The following is a 15,124-nucleotide window of genomic DNA, read 5'->3' as shown; positions in this document are numbered from 1 at the left end:
TAGAATCAATTAGTCTGCAAAACTTTTCTTGGCTTTGTTCCTTCGGCTGGTCCGATAACGCCAGCCGCTTCGAGTTCTTCCATAAGACGAGTGGCCCGATTAAAGCCGACCGAGAGTCGCCGTTGAATCATAGATGCGCTGGCTTTCTGAGTCTCGATAACCAAGGCCTTGGCTTCTTCAAAGAGAGGATCACCTTCATCGTCGCCCCCGCCAGTATCCAAATCACTTTCAGATACTTCACCAGGATCAAAGCTATCGTCATAATCAGCTTCAGCTTGGTTCTTGACAAAGGCAACAATTCGCTCCACATCTTCATCTGAGATAAAGGAGCCCTGCAAACGAACCGGATGGTTTTCATCAATAGGCTTAAAGAGCATGTCTCCTCGACCCAAGAGCTTTTCTGCCCCATTTTCATCCAGAATGGTCCGACTGTCTGTCCCGCTGGACACAGCAAAGGCAATCCGAGAGGGTACATTGGCCTTAATCAGACCGGAGATAACATCTACAGATGGTCGCTGGGTAGCCAGAATCATGTGAATCCCAGCCGCACGCGCTTTTTGTCCCAACCGAATAATGGCGTCTTCCACTTCCTTGCTGGCCACCATCATAAGGTCAGCCAGCTCGTCCACGATGACAACGATTAAAGGCAGGGGAACTTGCTTGTACTCTGATTGGGCATTGTACTCGGCTACTTTAGCATTGTAGCCAGCAATGTTACGGGCACCGACCTTGGAGAAGAGTTCATAGCGGTTTTCCATCTCGTCTACAACCTTCTGGAGGGCACGGCTGGCCTTGCGAGGATTGGTTACGACTGGGATAAGCAAGTGGGGAATGTCATTATAAACAGACAGCTCCACCATTTTAGGATCCACCATCATAAACTTGACTTCATCCGGTCTGGCCTTCATGAGAATGCTGGCGATAATGCCGTTGACAGCCACAGATTTACCAGAGCCAGTAGAGCCTGCTACCAAGAGATGGGGCATCTTAGCCAAGTCAAAGGAGCGGACAGAGCCGTTGACAGCCTTACCAAGCGGGATTTCTAGGAGCTTACTAGCATCCGTCTTAGACTGATCCCAAAGTTCTCGGAAGGTCACGGTCGCAACTTCAGAGTTGGGCACTTCAATTCCGACTAGGGATTTTCCAGGAATCGGCGCCTCAATCCGTACATCCTTAGCAGCTAGGGCAAGAGCCAAGTCATCAGCCAGATTGGAAATCCGATTGACCCGAACACCAACAGCTGGCTTGACCTCGTACTTAGTGACGGAAGGTCCGATTTCAGCCCGCTCAACAGCAGCCTTGATGCCAAAACTAGCAAAGGTCTCTTCCAAAATTTTGATATTATCTCGAACAATGCGCTTTTCTTTGGACTGATTCTTAGGCTTGTCGGGCGCAAAGAGGTTGATGGTCGGCAGCTTATAGTCCAGACTTTCCTTGGCAGTAAAGTCCACTTCAACGTCTACGTCCGCCTCATCCGTCTCTTCTTCGCGACCAAAGTCCAGAGGCTCATGAGGGTCATACTCTCCCACTTCCTCATAGTCTGCCTCATCAAAGTCCACAGCTGTATCTGACAAGTCCTCGTCATCTAAAAACTCTCCTGTTTCAGGATCGACTTCAGCTTCTTCTTGCTCTACTTCAATGGCTTGCATCGCTGCCTGTGCAGCTTTCTCTTCCTGCTCCAGGAAACGAAGCTGTCGCTTTTCTTCCTGCTTCTCTCTCCAATTTTGAAAAGCAGCCATAGCCTTTTCTGAAATGTCATAGATAGACCACGGGCTCATAAGCAGACCGCCCAAAAGAATGAGCAGCAGGCCGAAGAAATAAGAACCAATATTTGAAAAAAGGAAAGAGATTGGTGCGTACAGGAGAGAGCCCAGCAGGCCGCCACCCGCGAAGGAGCTGACCTTAAAGGCTGTCAGATCAGTCAAGACCCTGCCTAGAGTTGTGGATAAGACAGCAGCCCCTTCTAGCTTCAACACACTGACGAAATAAGCTTGGAAGATTAACTCCAGTCCCAAAAAGAGGCTGATAAAACCTGAAACCGTCCCCTCGTGCTTGTGCAGCCACTTGAAAAAAAAGAGATAGCCAAAGCTGGCCAGAATAGCCAGATAGGCCAAGCTTCCCACCAAGAGGCGAATCATATTATAAATAGTAACCCCAAAGGCGCCCAGCTTAATTGCTGCAAACAAAAGAATAAGAGCCAGCACAAAGGTGGCAATCATTCTCTTTATTGCTTTTTGTCTTTCTAATTCTGCTTTTGTCGGCCGGCGAGTTGTCCGGCCTTTTTTCGTGTTTTTCTTAGTTGCCATAACCCTTATTATACCATATTTGAGCCTTAGATGAGAAATCTTTTATCTAAATCAGAAGCAAAAAAAACTTATTTATCCACGCAAAAAGAACTGGACTAGCCAGTTCTCATTTCACTATCACGTAATTTCTTATTATGCCTCTGGCATAACCGCCCAGGCAATCAAGTAAGCCAAGACACCTGTACCTGCCACACAGACCAAAAGAATCCAAATAACACGAACCAAGGTTGGATCTAAATCAAAGTAGTTTGCGATACCAGCACATACACCAGCGATTTTTTTGTTCTTGACATCTCTTGTCAGTCTTTTCTCCATGGAAAACACCCCTTATTATTTTTAATCTATTCATTTTACCATATTCTTTCATCATGCACAAGTCTGCCTACTACTACTAAACTTCTTCTGTATTTAAAACTTCATCTTATCAAGATAAACGTAATCGCCCTACCTTTCTTTTAACAAGTCCAAGCAAAACTCTTGTTCTTGTGTTAGAATAAAAGGAAATTCTAATCAGTTTACAGTAAAAATATAGGAGGAGGAAGATCATGCGAGCTGGAGTCATTCTTTACAATCCCCAATCTAAGCAGACACTGCTCATCCACCGCTGGAAAAATGGAGAAGAGTATTTTGTGATACCGGGCGGCGGAGCCGAGTCAGGTGAGACTGCAGTCCAAACAGCTCAGCGAGAAATTCAGGAAGAGCTGGGTTGGAGCTTGTCTGAAAAGCAGCTGCAGCCAGCCTTTACTTTAAGAAATGGCCAACGCTTAGAAATCTACTTCCATGCCACTATCAGCCATACATCAGCCCCAATAATTCAGGGCGAGGAAGCCCTTCGCAGTCATGCCCAGAACATCTATCAACCTGAATGGTTAGACATAGAAGCAATTTGCGACCTGAACTTACGGCCAGCAGGACTTAAAAATCTGCTTCTGGATTGCCTGACACGGGAGGGTTTGAAAAACTAGCTTAATTGTAGTAAAATATCAGTAGTTTACAATCAAATGTGAGAAAGGTTTTATATGAAAAAAATTCTTCTTATCAGCCTCTTATCAGGACTTGTCTTAGCTGGCTGCTCTGGCAAAGGCAAGGAAAAGGAGGCTACTAGCTCCTCCGACCCGTCCAGCAGTTCCTCACTAGTGAGCTCTAGCTCTGATCCAGAGGAAACCAGCAAACTCCGTGAGCAATACAAGGATGCCATGACCAACGAAAATGCCAACTTCCCACAGCTATCTACAGAAGTTGCTGAAGATGAAGCGGAAGTCAAGTTGGTAACGACTGAAGGCGACATCCTCATCAAGCTCTTTCCAAAACAAGCCCCACTGGCCGTTGAAAACTTCCTGACCCATGCCAAAGAAGGCTATTATGACGGCATTATATTCCACCGCGTTATCAATGAATTTATGATTCAGACCGGAGATCCTAAAGGAAATGGCACAGGAGGCGAGTCTATCTGGAAGGGCAAAGACAAGTCTAAAGACTCTGGAAACGGCTTTAAAAATGAGTATTCTCCATATCTCTATAATCTTCGTGGCGCCCTATCCATGGCCAATGCAGGCCCTGACACCAATGGCAGTCAGTTCTTCATTAACCAAAGCAAGAAAGACCTGTCCAGCCAAATGTCTACGGATTCTTTCCCAGCTAAAATCATCGAAGCCTATAAAAACGGTGGAAATCCTAATTTAGACGGCGGAGCTTATACCGTCTTTGGCCAAGTGCTGGAAGGTATGGATGTGGTGGACAAAATCGCTGCCGCAGAAACAGACGATAATGACAAGCCTAAAAAAGATATCAAGATTGAAAGAATCGAGATTATCAAGGACTATGACTTCAGCAAATAAGCTTGCTGCCCAACCAATAAAGGAGGGAAATCAATATGATTATCTGGGGATATAAAGGTTATCAGAAAAACTTAGGACAGACCCAAAGCAATATCGAGTGTGCCAACTGCCACAACGTCGCACCTTGGGACATTATTGAAACCGGTCGAAAGTTTACACTCTATTGGATTCCAACCTTTCCTTACGGTAGAAAACATTACCTCACCTGCCCTGTCTGCCAGCATGGCAAACAGATTGAAAAGCAGGAAATCGAGCAGTTTTTGAATTATTAGTAATAAAAAGCGACTGAGACAAATCTTGTACCAGTCGTTTTTTGTAAGAGTAAAATATCAAGACTAAGTGTTTTATCGTGTGAGCATTTTTAAGAAAAAGGTTCTGTTTTTTCGATAAAAAAGGAACAACCTTCTTCATTAGTTCTCACATAACTACTCTTATTTCCATAAGTCATTTTGCATGGCGTCCCTTTTTGTTCCGTTTGCGATAAACAGCTGAGCGTAAACCTGTTTTATGGCGTAGCTCAGCTCTTTTTTTCTTTCTCTTGCTGTAAAGGAGAATCAAAATAAAGATCAGCAAAAGAAGGATGATAGCTATATAAAGCCAAGGAATCACGTTCGTCCTCTTCTTGCTTGATTTGGAAATCTTCTCCTCATTCGGAACTCGGTGACCTCTAACCAACAAGCGGTGACTATTTATCCCGTAAGGGGTACAGGTAACCAGTGTACAATAATCCTGCTCTGGGTCAATGGCCAAAGAAGAAACATCATCAGGCTCAACTGTCAAGGTCTGGTCCACTTGATAGGTGATAGTCTTTCCCAAGACATGGATCATAAATCGATCGCCGTTTTTTAATTTGTCAATGTCAGTAAACAGCTTAGCTGAAGGCAAACCTCGGTGACCTGATATGACTGAGTGAGTCCCTTGACCGCCAACCAGCAGTGAACTTCCTGGAATATGTCCAATTGCTACTTGCAAAATAGCATCATCCGTCCCATGGTAAATGGGAAGGTTGGTTCCTAGCGTGGGAATTTCCACATAAGCCATAATGCCAGTGCCTGTAACATCTAATAGGCTATTGTAGGTCTTTTTTTCTTCCTCTGAAAGACGATAGTTAGGGACAACTCCTTTTTCGAGGGTTTGGTTATAGAACTCTGCAGCCGCTCTCATCTCATCTGCTTTACTCGTGTCTAGCTTTTCTACTTTATTCTCATAGTTTGAAATAGCTTGCGACTGATGATAAGAGTTCCAAAGTTCACTTACAGTAGGGTAGAGCAACAATCCTATCCCACTGACTAAAAATAAAATTAGTAAAAAATTAATAAGGTGTTTTTTCATAACATTTATTCAGTCGCACAAGAAAGGAAAAGAGATAGTATACTTCATCTACCTCTTCCTTTCTCCCTAAGATTACTTGGAGTCTGCGCGTTTCTTGATAATAAATAGAACTCCAGCACCAAGTACAAGGCTAGTTCCGACTAGGTAAAGAATGGTCGTTCCAATTCCCCCTGTATTTGGCAGAAGAGCACCTTGCTTATTGACCACTTTCAGGGTGATAATACCAGTATTGACATCAGTCTCAAAGCTTGCGGTTGCTGAAGTTGCTGTCAGATTTGTCAAATCTCCTGTGGAGTCAATCGTTCCTGAAATGTTAAACTCAATATCCTTCATAGCATTGTAGCCTGATGGAATTGTACTTTCTACAAGCTTGTAGTCACCCGAATCAAGCCCCTTAAAATCAAAGGTGCTGTCTGAACCAGCTTTAAACTTTTTAATCTCAGTATATTGGTTATTAACCTTCTTATAAAGAGTAAATCCTGCACCAGCTAGAGCTTCTTGATTTTCTTTGACCTTATTTAATTTAAGCTGGTATGTATAGACATTTGCCTTGGTATCAGGAGTTTCAGCAGTTGAAGAATTATTTCCATTTGGATTATTTGAATAGGTCAGGTTAGCTATATTAGGATTTCCTAGAGCACCCATAACAGCATCATCGTTTAATCTTGCCGTATAGCGAATGACAATCTTACTAGATACTTTTACTCCTTGAACATATTTAAGATCACCTGGAGTTATCGTAATGACATTGCCTGTATAGGAAATTGGGAAAAATGTTGAAATGTCTTTTTCCGTTCCCCCTTCTTGTAGATAAACTCGAACATCATTATTATAGGTCATTCCAACAGGAATCGTATCCTTGATTGTAAATTTATATAGCGGAAAATCTGCATAGTTGCTTGGAAGAGTTGCGGTAATTTGGAAAGGAATGCTTTGTCCGATTCTATATTCAGTCGCTGCAGTATAATTTTGAGAGCCATTAGCTTGAACTTGTTTTGTAAGAGTTGGAACATCAGCTTTCACAGCTACAGTTGTATCCTTAGCTACTTGCAACATAAAGCTAGTATAGGCATGACCTTTTTTATTTTCTAAAGTATCACTCCTATCCTTTATAAGATAGTAACCAGGTTTTAGTCCTGAAATGGTTGTCGTACCTTGCTGGGATTGAAAGGTTTCTCCACCTGATAAATATTGATCCAAGTCTTGGGCAAAGGCTTTGGCCTCCGCAGAGTCATTTTGCTTACCACTTAAAGAAGCGGCTTTTTCAGAAGCATTTCCAAAATGAGTTCTGCCTGATTCTGAAACTCCTTCTCCCCACTCGATATTGGTCAAGGTGTTGCTAGCATCTAAAGTCCCTGAAAAGATATGGTAGACTTCGTATAGATGTCCCTCTGAAGTTCCACTTAGCTGGATGGTGTAAGTTGTATCAGCCGATACGACCGGTAGCCCTGCAAAAGTCAGGATAAAGACCAAGATGGTCGTAAGTATTTGTTTTATTTTTTTCATTTTAATCTCCTATTCGAGGAAGGAGATGAATGAAACATTCATCACTTCCTCTAGTTTTCCTTTTATTTTGTTGAAACACGTTTTTTAATTACAAAGAGCAGGCCTGCTCCGAGAACCAGACTTGTGCCGACTAGGTAAAGAATAGTCGTTCCGATTCCACCTGTGTTTGGCAGAAGAGCGCCTTTCTTGTTGACCACTTTCAGATTGATGTACCCTCTATTTACATCCGTTTCAAAGGTGGCTGTTGCTGAGGTAGCTGTCATATCTGTTAAAGTCCCAGTTAAATCAATAGTTGATGTAACGGTAAATTCAATATCCTTCATAGTATTATAGCCAGCTGGTGTCGTGCTTTCGACCAGCTTATAGTCACCTGCGTTAATACCATAAAAGTCAATGGTACTACTTGAGCTCGCTTCAATCTTTCGCACCTCGCTATATTGATTATTAATCTTTTTGTAAAGAGTAAAACCTGCACCAGCTACACGCTCTTGTCTTTCGTTAATCTTGGTCAATCTTAAGCGATAAGTGTAGACTGTTGCCCTACTGTCGAGAGTTTGAGCAGTTGTAGTGGCATTATTATTTGGATTGTTTGAATAAGTCAGACTAGCCGTATTTAAGTTTCCGGCCGTTCCTAAGATAGCACTATCTTTCAACCTGGCGGTGTAACGAATCACGATTTTACTATTTTCATTTACGTTTGGCAGAGTTTTTAGATCTCCAATGCTGACCGTCAATCCTCTGTTCGTTGTGATAGAAAAGGAGTCCGTAATAGCTACTTCTGAACCACCTTGTTGTAGATAAACTTGAATATCACCATTATTAATCATTCCTGAAGTCATACTATCTTTGACAGAAAAGTAATACTTGGAAAAGTCTCCGTAGTTACTTGGAAGAGTCGCAGTAATTTGGAAAGGAATAGTATCCCAAATTGCATTGTCAGTTGCTGATATGTAGTTTTCAGAGTTGCTAGCTTTTACTTGTTTTGTAAGAGTAGGAACATCTGATTTTATAGCTATCGTTGTATCCTTAGCAACTTGCAGCATAAAGCTAGCATAAGCTTGACTTTTTACATTATCTAATGATCCATTCGTATCTTTAATCAAGTAGTAACCTGGCTTTAGTCCAGAAATGGTTGTCGTCCCTTGCTCAGATTGAACTCTTGTTCTCCCAGCAGCTGATAAACTATCAGCCAATCCTTGAGCAAACGCTTTAACTTCAGGGGAGTCATTCTGCTTACCACTTAAGGAAGCTGCTTTTGCAGATGCATCTCCAAATTTTGCTCTACCTGCTCCTGTAACCCCGAGCCCCCACTCGATATTAGTCAGAACATTATTAGCATCTAAATCACCAGAAAAAATATGGTATAGTTCATAGACATGTCCAGAAGAAGTTCCAGTCAGTTGGATAGTGTAGGTCGTTGTATCAGCCGATACGACCGGTAGGCCGGAAAAAGTCAAGACAAAGGCTAAGACCGCCATGACTAGTTGTTTTATTTTTTTCATCATAATCTCCTAATTGAGGAAGAGACTGATCTCCCGTTCAGTACTTCCTGCTTTAATCCTATTTTTTATTTACTCTTTTCTTTACTATCCACAAAACTCCCGCACCTAGCACAAGCCCTGTACCGCTTAGGTAAAGAATAGTCGTTCCAATTCCACCTGTATTTGGTAAGAGGGCTCCTTTTTTATTGACAATATTCGTTGTAAAAATTCCATTTGTCAATTCATAAGTAAAAGTTGCTCTGTCTGAGGTTGCTTGAATAGCGGTCCGAGTACTTGGCAATGTCGGATCATAGGTTGCTCGTAGGCTAAACTCAATATCCTTCATAGTGTTGTGGCCTTTTGGAGTGATCGTTTCTACTAGTTTATAATCTCCAGATCCTAGTCCTTTAAAGCCTGAGAAATTACTTCTTTTGTATTCTTGTGTAGTTCCAACTTTTATATACTGGTTGTTTACTTTTTTATAAAGAGTAAATTCTGCTCCTACAAGAGCTCCCCTGCTTTCATCCACCTTATAGACATTAAGCTGGTAGGTATGGATCTGAACTTTACTTTGGGGCGTTGTTCCGATTGATTTTGCCAAAGCCGTATTGGGGTTGTTCGAAAAGCTTAGACTAGCCACGTTCATGTTAGTATTGGCACTGGCATGTGTTGTTGCGTATTGATTCAGTTGAGCAGTGTATCGAACCACAATTTTACTAGAAGCATCTACATTTGGCACCTGCCTCAAATTACTAGTTGCTATGGTTAGATTACGGGACGATTCTATGGAAATATTAAAATGGTCGGTTATTAAGCTTTCTTCATCACCTCGTTTTAGATAAACTTGCGCATCGTTATTATAAGTCAAACCGGGCATTAAACTATCATTAAAAGATAGCTCATACTCAGAATAATCATCCAAGTTTCTTGGTAGTATCGCCGTCAGTTGGAATGGAACTGTATCACCGATAGAGTAATCCGTTATAGTCGTTTCCTCTCCCGTCGTACTTGACTTGGTAACCTTAGTAAGACTAGGAACATCAGACTTAATTGCTACTGTCGTATCTCTTGCCACCTGTAGCATAAAGCGAGTGTATGTCTCATTTTTTTGTATAAGGTATTATTTACTTCCTTAATCAAATAGTAGCCTGGAGCCAAGCCAGAAATGGTCGTTGTTCCATTTTGTCCCGATACTGTTTTTCGTCCACCGCCGGATAGATACTTGGAAATTTCCTGAGCAAATTCTCTTGCTTCTTGCGAATCATCTCCTTTAGCACTTAAAGAGGCTGCTTTATCGGCCGCGTCTCCAAATCTTCTTTTACCTGAATCCCAAATCCCCGAAGCCCATCTAATATTGGTAAGAGTATTCGTGGCTGGATCGAGGTCTCCAAGAAAAATCGGATGAGCTTCGTAAGTATGGCCTGTTGATGTCCCAATCAGCTGAATGGTATAGGTTGTGTCTGCTGATACGACCGGTAGGCCGGCAAAGGTCAAGACAAAGACCAAGACTGCCATAACCAGCTGTTTTATCTTTTTCATAATAATCTCCTAATTATTTCTTCACTCAAACTTGATCTTCGAGGTATCCCATTCCTCTTCAAAGCTTTCGTGATTTCCTATCTTTTTCTTTATTGAAATTTCTTATATCGTTTATTTCGGACAAACAGCCAAAGCGCTGACCCCACTGTGACGATAGAGCCCCCCGAGAGGTATAAGAGAGTTCCATTCCCGCCTGTTTCTGGAAGGACATACTTTTTTAATGCCGTTGGATTATTCGTCCTATTTGTTTCTAAAGAGAAGAGGTCAGTTGATACCCTAGCTGAGCTTTGAAGAATGTGCCCATCTACATCCTGATCCACTCGGACTTTAAAGGACACTTCTACTGTCTCCTCTGGTGCCAGCCTTCTTCTCCAAGTTAATCTCCTATTAGCAAAGTCATCATATACAGTTGAACCATTGACATAGTCCATATGTTCAGGTAGTTCATCTGTAATGGTGACATCCAACTCCCTATCGCTGGTATTCTTGTAGATAATTTTATAGGTTAGAACGTCATTGGCCTTGACTTCTTGGTTATCAATATTTTCATTATTTTTATTGAAGACTTCTTTTCTTGGCTTTTCGTATTCTTGAAAATTCCATATTCCAGTGAAAAGTACATCTTGATTTTGAATAGTGTCAGATTCTTTATTATAGTTTTTGAAAACCCAATTTCCTTCTGAAGTACTGACTAGTCTTTTATTCCCTTTTGGAGAATCCGGTGTAACCGTCGAACCATTTTCTAGGTCATGTTGATCTTGCGGTAGCAGATTCAAAACTTCTTGAGGAAGAGATTTATCTCGCGTTCCACTTTCAAATTGGTAACTTTTCTTGTAGAGCACATTAGTTGTAACGATTTCTGATGAAACAGGAATATTATCAATTTCTTGTATGACCTTATTTTCAATAGGCGCCCTATTTTGTAAAATGTTATCGTTTGTTTTTGTCTTGTATATAATAGTAAATTCTTTTCCAGCATTGCTACTGATCAGGTGCTTGGCATTGATTGCCACCGATACCTTTTGTCCATCTCTGGCCATTGTATAGTCAGCACCTTGGGTTAATGTCCGACCGTCCAATTGAAGAGTCAAACTCTGAAAATCCAAACGATCGTCCAAAGTCTCAACCATCTGCATTGAAGATAGAGAGCCAATGATGTCCTTACCAGGAGTCGGCATAGGAAATTTGGCCGTATAATTTAGAGATTCTTCGACAAGGGCAGGAAGCTTATCCTTTGAAGCCTGCTTCACTGGTGCCTTTGGCGTCTCTGTATAAAAGCCAAACAAACCGCCGCTGACTGCCGTTGTTGTAAAATCAAATCGAATGGCATTGGTTTCAGAACGAACCGCAAATCCTGAAACATTGTGTTCGTCACTGCCTCCCTGCGTACTCCTTGTAGGGTGCCATGTCGTTTTATTGTCTACTAGAGTTTCATTAAGGGCATAGGAAGTGTTTTTTACGATTTTATTTAATGCTATATCTTTATCATATATTGAAAAATTTTCTTCTCGACCGAGTGCATTATAGACCACATCAATATCAGACGGCAACATGACCATCTTTAGATCTGTGGGCATTCCGTCCTGATATCTCAATTCTGCAGTGACATCCGTATCCAGAGCAAAGCTTCCATGCATATCATGAGTAAGAGTTGGATGCGGTGGCCAAATATAGTCCATAATCTGGATGGATTTGCTTCCCCAGTTTTCATCCACTGTCAGAAAGGGGACAAGCGTCTTATTTGGATCCTGGTAATCTGCATTTCTCTGAACCAGATAAGTGTCTATACTGTGGAAGGTCACATAAACATCAACAGCCTTGCCATTAACAATACCTGCATTGTTAAACCGCAACTGAATGGGGCTATTAAAGGTTTGCTGAGTTTGGTTTTTATCTACTCTTAGCGAGAAGACCGTACTTTCTTTCCAGTTTCCATTAGCTGGGATATATTCTCTTTCGACCAAGCCATTTTGACTCAAGATCTCCATATTCGCTTGGGTTAAGGTAAACTGATAAATATCAAGCGTTGATAGATTTGTGCTTTCAGTAAGCTCCGTAACAGCATAGACTGCTGAAGAAAAGAGCACAAAAATAAAAGTCAACCCAAAAAGAAATGACTTAACATATTTTTTCATAAGGTATTTCATAATAATTCCATTTAGTCTTCAAAAAAACTGCTTATGGATATACTAGCAGTTCTTTACATATTTGTCAAGGTGTCTAAATAAATTTGAGCATCTTTTATGTTGGTAGTTCACACTCTATTGGATTCCAACTTTTCCTTACGGTAGAAAACATTACCTCACCTGCCCTGTCTGTCAGCATGGCAAACAGATTGAGAAGCAGGAAATCGAGCAGTTTTTGAATTATTAGTAACAGAAAGAGACGACTCGCAATGAACCGTCTCTTTTCTTTTATTAAATTTTATCAAGTCAACTGATTAAAATCCCAGATCTGATCCATCCAGCCTTCATAGAAATCAGGCTCGTGGCAGACCATGAGAATGCTGCCTTTGTATTCTTTCAGAGCTCGCTTCAGCTCTTCCTTGGCATCTACGTCCAGGTGGTTGGTCGGCTCATCCAGCACCAGAACATTATTTTCTCGGTTCATGAGGAGGCAAAGGCGGACCTTGGCCTGCTCTCCACCTGAAAGGACTTGGATCTGGCTCTCAATGTGCTTGGAAGTCAGACCACATCTGGCCAGAGCCGCTCGGACTTCCGCCTGATTAAGAACCGGAAAGGCGTTCCAGACTGCTTCCAGCGGTGTCTGACGATTGCCGCCTTCGACTTCCTGCTCGAAATAACCAAGCTCCAGATAGTCCCCACGCTCGACTTGACCTGCGATAGGCGGGATAATCCCTAGCAAACTCTTGAGCAGGATCGTTTTCCCAATCCCATTTGCCCCGATGATAGCCACCTTCTGGTTGCGCTCAAAGGTCAGGTTAAGGGGCTGGGTCAGCGGTCGGTCGTAACCAATCTGCAAATCCTTGGCTTGGAAGATAAAACGGCCAGGTGTGCGGGCAGGTTTGAAGTCAAAGGTAGGCTTTGGCTTTTCACTTTGCAACTCAATAATGTCCATCTTATCCAGTTTTTTTTGTCGGGACATGGCCATATTACGGGTCGCTACGCGGGCTTTATTACGAGCTACAAAGTCCTTAAGGTCCGCAATTTCTTTCTGCTGGCGTTCGTAGGCCGCTTCCAGCTGAGATTTTTTCATCTCATAGACTTCCTGAAACTGATAGTAGTCGCCAGAATAACGAGTCAAGTGCTGATTTTCCACATGGTAGACGATATTAATCACGTCATTCAAGAAAGGAATATCATGCGAGATTAGAACAAAGGCATTTTCATAATTCTGTAGATAGCGTTTGAGCCAGTCAATGTGCTCAGCATCCAGATAGTTAGTTGGCTCGTCCAAGAGCAGGATATCCGGTTTTTCCAAAAGCAACTTAGCCAAGAGAACCTTGGTCCGCTGCCCACCAGACAGCTCCGTCACATCACTCTCCATACCGTAGTCCATAACGCCCAGTGCCCGTGCGACCTCGTCAATCTTGGCATCTAGAGTATAGAAATCTCGGCTCTCCAAGCGATCCTGCAGCTCGCCCACTTCTTCCATAAGGGCATCAACGTCTGCTCCATCCTCAGCCATGCTCATATAGATTTCATTGATGCGGGCCTCTGTCTTGAAAAGATCGTCAAAGGCTGTACGCAAGACATCACGGACAGACTGACCTTGCTCCAGCACTGCATGCTGGTCCAGATAGCCAGCCGTCACATACTTGGACCACTCAACCTTACCTTCGTCCGGCAGCATTTTACCTGTCACAATGCTCATAAAGGTTGACTTTCCCTCACCATTGGCACCGACTAAGCCGATATGCTCACCCTTAAGGAGGCGGAAGGATACATCCTCAAAAATAGCCCGGTCTCCGAAACCGTGGCTGAGATTTTTTACTTCTAAGATACTCATTTTTTCTCCTCTATCATTGATTGCAGTTCCTTGATTATACCATCAAAAGGGATTTTTTGGCAAGACAGAAGAAAAGGAAAAGCGAGCCACTTAAGTCTCGCTTGCTTATTCTCAATTCGCATGATGTGTATGCTTGGTAATCCACTGGGTCAGTTTGATTTTCAGCCAAAAGCCATAAATACCAAAAGTAACAATGGTCAGGAGCCACCACTTGATCCAATTTCCAAAAAGCTGCATGGCAGTACCATCAAAGTAAAGACGGTGCCCGTCAATAACTGTATGTTTTATCTTCCAATTATACAGAATACACATGCCCCAAGGTGCACAAATTCCCAGTGTAAAAACGGTAATCAAGGTAGCCAAAATCACATGACCGATGTAAGAAAAGAGACCACCATCAAAATAAGACTCTTTGTACATACTATCTTCCCCTTTAAACCAACTCTTTCAGAAATTGAATCAGGGTTTCTGCAGAGCGTTTACCTGCTTCAAGAATGAATTCATCAAAAGTGACATTGGCATCATGACTTGCCGTATCGCTCATGGCGCGAATAACCATAAAAGGCAGGCCGATCGAATGTGTAGCTTGAGCAATAGCTGCGCCTTCCATCTCGACAGCCAGGACATCTGGGAAATGCTCCTTAATGCGATCAATCTTATCTTGACCAGCAACAAAGCTGTCACCTGTCGCAATCAAACCTACTCTGGCCTTTTGATGGGTTTTATCCAAAATTTTCTTCATTTCAGCAACCAGATAGCGGCTCGCTTCAAAATAGAGCGGCTGCCGCGCCATCTGACCGTAATCATAGCCAAAGGCTGTTACGTCCACATCATGGTAGACCAGACGATCTGCGACCACCACGTCTCCGATAGCCAGACCTTCTGCCACTGCTCCAGCTGAGCCTGTGTTAATCACGGCTGTGACCTTGAAGTCATTGACCAAAACAGCCACACTCATAGCGGACATAACCTTGCCAATCCCGCTTTCGACCAACACCACTTCATGGTAGCCAATAGAGCCCGTATGATAGACATGCCCTAAACGCAGGTGCTTCTTTGGATTTTCTAAATGCTCCAGCAAAATCTTCAGCTCTTCAGGCATGGCTGCGATAATTCCAATTTTCATATAATACCTCAAATCATCTGATGAAAA

12 protein-coding genes and 2 pseudogenes are annotated in these 15,124 nt (G+C 42.5%); 4 read left to right on the top strand and 10 right to left on the bottom strand.

Going from position 1 to position 15,124, the window contains the following annotated elements:
- Positions 1 to 5: 5 nt before the first annotated feature.
- Both RG608_RS03275 and RG608_RS03270 read right to left on the bottom strand, forming a co-directional pair.
- Entirely contained in the window at positions 6 to 2,306 is a 2,301-nt protein-coding gene (locus RG608_RS03275; protein ID WP_268687463.1) for a DNA translocase FtsK, read from the bottom strand.
- 132 nt (positions 2,307 to 2,438) lie between these two features.
- Entirely contained in the window at positions 2,439 to 2,621 is a 183-nt protein-coding gene (locus tag RG608_RS03270) for a PspC domain-containing protein (RefSeq protein WP_002894843.1), read from the bottom strand.
- A 230-nt stretch (positions 2,622 to 2,851) separates the two neighbouring features.
- On the opposite strand from RG608_RS03270, the gene RG608_RS03265 reads away from it, so the two are divergent.
- Genes RG608_RS03265 through RG608_RS03255 form a run of 3 tightly spaced genes read left to right on the top strand, consistent with a single transcriptional unit; the run spans position 2,852 to position 4,416 of the window.
- Positions 2,852 to 3,271, top strand: a complete 420-nt coding sequence (locus tag RG608_RS03265) for an NUDIX domain-containing protein (RefSeq protein WP_308946540.1) — start codon at positions 2,852 to 2,854, stop codon at positions 3,269 to 3,271.
- 54 nt (positions 3,272 to 3,325) lie between these two features.
- A complete protein-coding gene (locus RG608_RS03260; protein WP_268687465.1) occupies positions 3,326 to 4,144 on the top strand; it encodes a peptidylprolyl isomerase in 819 nt (272 codons plus the stop codon).
- Between the two features lie 35 nt (positions 4,145 to 4,179).
- On the top strand, positions 4,180 to 4,416 hold the full coding sequence (locus RG608_RS03255; RefSeq protein ID WP_004192963.1) for a zinc-ribbon domain-containing protein: 237 nt from the start codon (positions 4,180 to 4,182) through the stop codon (positions 4,414 to 4,416).
- A gap of 172 nt (positions 4,417 to 4,588) precedes the next feature.
- On the opposite strand, the gene RG608_RS03250 is transcribed toward RG608_RS03255, so the two are convergent.
- From RG608_RS03250 to RG608_RS03230, 5 genes and pseudogenes are all read right to left on the bottom strand, one after another.
- Positions 4,589 to 5,476, bottom strand: a complete 888-nt coding sequence (locus tag RG608_RS03250) for a class C sortase (protein ID WP_308946539.1) — start codon at positions 5,474 to 5,476, stop codon at positions 4,589 to 4,591.
- A 72-nt stretch (positions 5,477 to 5,548) separates the two neighbouring features.
- Positions 5,549 to 6,982, bottom strand: a complete 1,434-nt coding sequence (locus tag RG608_RS03245) for an isopeptide-forming domain-containing fimbrial protein (RefSeq protein ID WP_268687467.1) — start codon at positions 6,980 to 6,982, stop codon at positions 5,549 to 5,551.
- 62 nt (positions 6,983 to 7,044) lie between these two features.
- Entirely contained in the window at positions 7,045 to 8,484 is a 1,440-nt protein-coding gene (locus RG608_RS03240; RefSeq protein ID WP_268687468.1) for an isopeptide-forming domain-containing fimbrial protein, read from the bottom strand.
- Positions 8,485 to 8,542: 58 nt separating this feature from the next.
- Positions 8,543 to 10,002, bottom strand: a pseudogene (locus tag RG608_RS03235) (isopeptide-forming domain-containing fimbrial protein).
- A gap of 89 nt (positions 10,003 to 10,091) precedes the next feature.
- Positions 10,092 to 12,137 (bottom strand): Sgo0707 family adhesin, encoded by a 2,046-nt coding sequence (locus RG608_RS03230; RefSeq protein WP_268687470.1) that lies wholly within the window; start codon positions 12,135 to 12,137, stop codon positions 10,092 to 10,094.
- 118 nt (positions 12,138 to 12,255) lie between these two features.
- On the opposite strand from RG608_RS03230, the pseudogene RG608_RS03225 reads away from it, so the two are divergent.
- A pseudogene (locus RG608_RS03225) lies at positions 12,256 to 12,375 on the top strand (zinc-ribbon domain-containing protein); the annotation flags it as partial.
- Positions 12,376 to 12,429: 54 nt separating this feature from the next.
- Here RG608_RS03225 and RG608_RS03220 read toward each other — a convergent pair.
- From RG608_RS03220 to RG608_RS03210, 3 genes are all read right to left on the bottom strand, one after another.
- Positions 12,430 to 13,971 carry an ABC-F family ATP-binding cassette domain-containing protein gene (locus RG608_RS03220; protein WP_308946538.1) on the bottom strand — a complete coding sequence of 514 codons (1,542 nt, stop codon included), beginning with the start codon at positions 13,969 to 13,971 and terminating at the stop codon, positions 12,430 to 12,432.
- Positions 13,972 to 14,082: 111 nt separating this feature from the next.
- Positions 14,083 to 14,391 (bottom strand): DUF898 family protein, encoded by a 309-nt coding sequence (locus RG608_RS03215; protein ID WP_002899871.1) that lies wholly within the window; start codon positions 14,389 to 14,391, stop codon positions 14,083 to 14,085.
- A gap of 13 nt (positions 14,392 to 14,404) precedes the next feature.
- Complete coding sequence (locus RG608_RS03210) at positions 14,405 to 15,097, bottom strand: 5'-methylthioadenosine/adenosylhomocysteine nucleosidase (RefSeq protein ID WP_268687472.1); 693 nt, start codon at positions 15,095 to 15,097, stop codon at positions 14,405 to 14,407.
- Positions 15,098 to 15,124 lie beyond the last annotated feature (27 nt).

Origin of the sequence: Streptococcus sp. IsoGale022 (assembly GCF_031142805.1) — a bacterium.
GTDB classification, from domain to species: Bacteria; Bacillota; Bacilli; order Lactobacillales; family Streptococcaceae; genus Streptococcus; species Streptococcus sanguinis_A.
The sequence above is the reverse complement of the archived record's forward strand: the minus strand, read 5'-3'. Positions and strand labels throughout refer to the sequence as shown.

What these genes read in the sequence shown, in the direction of transcription:
- RG608_RS03275 (WP_268687463.1), bottom strand. Translation starts at nt 2,306, where the DNA reads ATGGCAACTAAGAAAAACACGAAAAAAGGCCGGACAACTCGCCGGCCG.
- RG608_RS03270 (WP_002894843.1), bottom strand. Translation starts at nt 2,621, where the DNA reads ATGGAGAAAAGACTGACAAGAGATGTCAAGAACAAAAAAATCGCTGGT.
- RG608_RS03265 (WP_308946540.1), top strand. Translation starts at nt 2,852, where the DNA reads ATGCGAGCTGGAGTCATTCTTTACAATCCCCAATCTAAGCAGACACTG.
- RG608_RS03260 (WP_268687465.1), top strand. Translation starts at nt 3,326, where the DNA reads ATGAAAAAAATTCTTCTTATCAGCCTCTTATCAGGACTTGTCTTAGCT.
- RG608_RS03255 (WP_004192963.1), top strand. Translation starts at nt 4,180, where the DNA reads ATGATTATCTGGGGATATAAAGGTTATCAGAAAAACTTAGGACAGACC.
- RG608_RS03250 (WP_308946539.1), bottom strand. Translation starts at nt 5,476, where the DNA reads ATGAAAAAACACCTTATTAATTTTTTACTAATTTTATTTTTAGTCAGT.
- RG608_RS03245 (WP_268687467.1), bottom strand. Translation starts at nt 6,982, where the DNA reads ATGAAAAAAATAAAACAAATACTTACGACCATCTTGGTCTTTATCCTG.
- RG608_RS03240 (WP_268687468.1), bottom strand. Translation starts at nt 8,484, where the DNA reads ATGAAAAAAATAAAACAACTAGTCATGGCGGTCTTAGCCTTTGTCTTG.
- RG608_RS03230 (WP_268687470.1), bottom strand. Translation starts at nt 12,137, where the DNA reads ATGAAAAAATATGTTAAGTCATTTCTTTTTGGGTTGACTTTTATTTTT.
- RG608_RS03220 (WP_308946538.1), bottom strand. Translation starts at nt 13,971, where the DNA reads ATGAGTATCTTAGAAGTAAAAAATCTCAGCCACGGTTTCGGAGACCGG.
- RG608_RS03215 (WP_002899871.1), bottom strand. Translation starts at nt 14,391, where the DNA reads ATGTACAAAGAGTCTTATTTTGATGGTGGTCTCTTTTCTTACATCGGT.
- RG608_RS03210 (WP_268687472.1), bottom strand. Translation starts at nt 15,097, where the DNA reads ATGAAAATTGGAATTATCGCAGCCATGCCTGAAGAGCTGAAGATTTTG.